The sequence below is a fragment of the Phenylobacterium sp. genome (genome assembly GCF_016793285.1).
Classification (GTDB): Bacteria; Pseudomonadota; Alphaproteobacteria; order Caulobacterales; family Caulobacteraceae; genus Phenylobacterium.
Map to the genome: position 1 here is coordinate 1 of NZ_JAEUMO010000171.1, position 4187 is coordinate 4187.

Here is a 4187-nt window from a genome sequence, read left to right on the forward strand (position 1 = left end):
CCGCTGAGCTTCCGCTCGACGGGCGGCCGGTGTGGCTGTCCGGGCCGAACGGGGCGGGAAAGACGAACCTGCTGGAGGCGGTGAGCTTCCTGATCCCGGGGCGTGGCCTGCGGGGATCGAGCCTTGCCGAGGTGGGCCGGCGGATGCCGGGCGAGGCGGCCGGCCGCGCCTGGGCGGTGTCGGTGACCGTGCGGGCCGGCGAAGACGAGGTGCGGCTGGGGACCGGCGTGGAGCAGGGCGGGGCGTCGCGCCGCGTCGTGCGGGTGGAGGGCGAGCCCGCGCCGCCGGGACGGCTGGCCGAGCACATGCGCCAGGTCTGGCTGACGCCGGCGCAGGACCGGCTGTTCCTGGAGGGCGCTGCCGAGCGGCGGCGCTTCTTCGACCGGCTGGTGTTCGCCGCCGAGCCGCAGCACGCGGTGCATGTGCAGACCTACGAGAAGGCGATGCGCGAGCGGATGCGGCTGCTGACGGACGGTCCGGCCGACGCGGCGTGGCTGGATGCCCTGGAGGCGCGGCTCGCGGAGGCCGGCGTGCTGATGGCCGAGGCGCGCGCGCGGACGCTGGCGGCGCTCGCGGCCGAGATCGGAACCCGCGGCGAGCGCCCGTTCCCGCAGGCGCGCCTTTCGCTGACCGGCGACTGGGAGCGGATGGCGGGCGAGGGCGTCGACTTCGCCGAGATCGAAGCGCGGCTGGCGAAGGCGTTGAGCGCCGCGCGCGAGCGGGACGGCGCCGCTGGCCGCGCGCTCACGGGCCCGCACCGCGGCGACCTGGCCGTCATCCACGTCGAGAAGGACCGCCCCGCCGGCGAATGCTCCACCGGCGAGCAGAAGGCGCTGATCCTGAACCTGGTGCTGGCCCAGGCCGCTCGGCTGGCCCGCGCCGAAGCGCCCGCGCCGATCCTGCTGCTGGACGAGGTGGCCGCCCACCTCGACGCGCGCCGCAGGGCCGCCCTCTTCGACGAGATCGAGGCGCTGCGGCTCCAGGCCTTCCTGACCGGAACCGACCAGATGCTGTTCGACGGCCTCGCCGGCCGCGCCCAGGGCTTCGCGGTGGACGCCTCGGGCCTGACGGGCGTGGACTGACGCCATGGCGACGCTGATCGTGATGAGCGGGCTGCCGGGCGCGGGCAAGTCGACGATCGCGCGGGCGCTGGCGGCCGAGACCGGAGCCGTGTGGCTGCGGATCGACTCGCTGGAGCAGGCGATGCGCGGGTCGGGCGTGATGCCGGACGACATGGCCGACGCGGGCTACCGCGCGGCCTGTGCGGTCGCCGCCGACAACCTGCGCCTGGGCCGCGACGTGGTCGGGGACTCGGTCAATCCGTGGATGCTGACGCGCGACGCCTGGCGCGACGCGGGCCTGGCCGCCGGGGCGCAGGTGCTGGAGGTCGAGGTCGTCTGCTCGGATGCCGCCGAGCATCGCCGGCGCGTCGAAGGGCGGCCCGCCGAGGTCGCCGGGCTGGACATGCCCGACTGGCAGGCGGTGATCGGCCGCGACTACCGGCCCTGGACACGCGAACGCCTCGTGGTCGAGACGGCGGGCCGTCCGCTCGCCGAGGCCGTGGCGCAGATCCGGGCCGCGCTCTAGGCTGTCGCCATGGCAGAGCTGGTCCGCGTCGGCGACCTCGACTTCACCGTCGACCTCTACGGGCCGGACGACGGCGCGCCGGTGCTGATGCTGCACGGGTTCCCGCAGTCGCGGGCGGCGTGGCGGGCGCAGGGGGCGGCGCTGGCGCAGGCGGGCTTCCGCGCCATCGCGCCGGACCAGCGCGGCTACTCGGCCGGGGCGCGGCCGGCGGGGATCGAACCCTATGCCGCCGCCAACATCGTCGGCGACGCGCTGGGCCTGATGGACGCCCTGGGGCACGAGACCTTCCACCTCGTCGGCCACGACTGGGGCGGGCAGATCGCGTGGCTGACGGCGGTGCGGGCGCCTGAGCGCATCCGCAGCCTGGCGGTGCTGTCGCGGCCGCACCCGGCGGCGTTCGCCCGGGCCTTCGCTCAGGATCCCGCGCAGGCGGCAAGGTCGGGCCACCATCGCAGCCTGCAGGACGACGCGGCGGTGGCCGGCATCCGCGCCGGCGACTTCGCGGGCCTGCGCGCCATGTTCGCCGGCGCGGGCGTGCCGGCGGCCACGGCCGGGTTCTACATCGACACGCTCTCGCCGCCCGGCGCGATCGAAGCCGCGATCGCGTGGTATCGCGCCGGCGGGGCGGGCGCGCTCCGGGCCGCCGACGTGCCGCCCGTCGGGGCCCGGACGCTGTACGTCTGGGGCGACGCCGACACGACCGTCGGCCGCATGGCCGCCGAGGCCACCGCCGACTTCGTCACCGGCCCCTACCGCTTCGAGGCGATCGGCGGCGCCGGCCACTTCCTGACCGACGAGGTTCCCGATGCCGTGAACCGGCTCCTGCTGGAGCACCTCGGCGGCGTCGCGTGACCCTAGCGCGCCGCGCCCGGCCGCGGGGGCGGAGGCGAACAGTCGTTGTTCTTGCAGTAGACCTCGCGTGCTTCGGCGGCGATCGTCGCACTGACGCGGGCGACCGCGGGGACGTCGTCGACGCGTTGGGGCTTCATCAGCGACCGTCCGACCGGGCTGTCCATGAATCGAGCGGCCTCGGCCAGGTCCTGCTGGGCGTAGTGGGTCGCCAGGGCGTTGGCCGCTTCGTCGAGGAAGTAGGCGATGACATTCTGGATCGCGACCCTCATGGCCTCGGTCAGCGCTTTCGCTTCCGCGTCGTTGCGCGTCGCAGCGACTGTCACGCCAAGCACCTTGAGCTGCGGCTCGAGCTGGGTACTCAACTGAGCCATGGGGTCGAAGGTGTCGATGAGCGCGCGGGCAGCCGCGATCCCACCGGGGGCCGTTCGGGGCGATCGCTGCGGCTTTTCGTAGGAGGGAGCCGCAAAGGCGATGCGGAGCACGCGCGGCTTTGCTGGCCCAGGCGGCATGCGGTAGGTGCTGGCAAGCGCCAGCGCCGACGTCCCGAAGTCCCAGCCCGCAGGCGCCTCAGCGTCGACCTTGCAGCCGACGAGCTGGCCCGTCAGGTCGTTTTCGCAGGTGAGCCGGACCGCGCCCTCCACACCCATCACGCGGGCGATGGCCGGGCCTTCGTCCGCAATCGCCGCCGCAGTGGGCATCTTGAGCCAGGCGCCGTCCGGCGTGGCGCCCGGCGCGTCGATGATCCGCAACGCTTCGGCGCTCGGACGGCAGGGCAGGCGCGCGCAGACCGCGTTGTGCAACTCGGTCATCACGACGGGGCCGACCTGCGGCGTCAGCGCCTCCACGCTGGCCTTGAGCGCGTCGCCGCCCCGCAGGACTTGCCCGGCCGGCGACTTCAGGAAGGAGGTGATCCGCGTGAGGTCCTCCAGGCTGTAGTTCGCCGCCAGCGTCGCCGCCAGGGCCTGGCGCATGTCTTCGCGGCGGCTGGCGGCCGCCGTTCGCAGGACGGCCATGGCGGCGGCGCGCGAGGTCTGCGGGGCCGTGCTGTCCGCGTTGATCTCGGCGATCTGGGCGTCCATGGCCGAGACGAAGGTCTGCGTCGCCTCCATGGTGTCGACGATCTGCAGCGCCAGCGCCGTTGCCGCCTTGGCCGGCGGCTTGCCCTCGGGCTCGATCGCGGGGAGCGTGAAGCGGATGGGGATGCGGACGGTCCCGCCCGAGGTCGCCTTGCCATCGACGGTCTGCGGCTTCATCTGGAAGACGCGACTCATGCGGATCGCCGCCGCGCCGAAGCCCATGTTGCGAGGCGCCTCGCCATCGACCGTGCAGTCGACGAGGGCGCCTCTCTCCGTCACCGGGCAAGCGATGACGGCGTAGCCTTCGACCTGGAGCAGCAGGCCGACCTTCGGATAGTTCTCCGCCAGCGTCTGTGCCGTGGGGAGCGCGGCCCAGTCTGGCGCTGTAATGACCGACGGCTTCGGCTGGGCCAGCGCCGGCGCCGCAAGCAGCGCCACGACAGCAATCCACCACCTCTTCACGCCGCCCCCACCAGTTGCACGCCGCCCGTGCGACCTTAGCGGCTGGCGGCGGCGCGCCAAGCCCAGCATCTCGCGCGCGTACACGCGTACGCGGGAGGTGCATAAGGCCGCGCGAACCCCTATATTCGGAAACGAGAATCGGTCGCGGAACGACCGTCGGCGGCGCTCCCTCGATCCACCGGGCGGCGCCTTCACCCCCTTCGAGGTCGG

Annotated in this window: 4 protein-coding genes; 3 read left to right on the forward strand and 1 reads right to left on the reverse strand. The window is 74.0% G+C overall.

What is annotated here, in order from left to right:
• From recF to JNL41_RS15195, 3 genes are all read left to right on the forward strand, one after another.
• Positions 1–1082 (forward strand): DNA replication/repair protein RecF (gene recF, locus JNL41_RS15185; protein WP_293476347.1); only part of this gene is annotated, 1082 nt, incomplete at its 5' end.
• A 4-nt stretch (positions 1083–1086) separates the two neighbouring features.
• Entirely contained in the window at positions 1087–1587 is a 501-nt protein-coding gene (locus JNL41_RS15190) for an AAA family ATPase (protein WP_293476349.1), read from the forward strand.
• A gap of 9 nt (positions 1588–1596) precedes the next feature.
• Complete coding sequence (locus tag JNL41_RS15195; protein WP_293476350.1) at positions 1597–2439, forward strand: alpha/beta hydrolase; 843 nt, start codon at positions 1597–1599, stop codon at positions 2437–2439.
• 2 nt (positions 2440–2441) lie between these two features.
• Here JNL41_RS15195 and JNL41_RS15200 read toward each other — a convergent pair whose 3' ends face one another.
• Positions 2442–3953 carry a TonB family protein gene (locus JNL41_RS15200; RefSeq protein ID WP_293476351.1) on the reverse strand — a complete coding sequence of 504 codons (1512 nt, stop codon included), beginning with the start codon at positions 3951–3953 and terminating at the stop codon, positions 2442–2444.
• Positions 3954–4187: the final 234 nt, after the last annotated feature.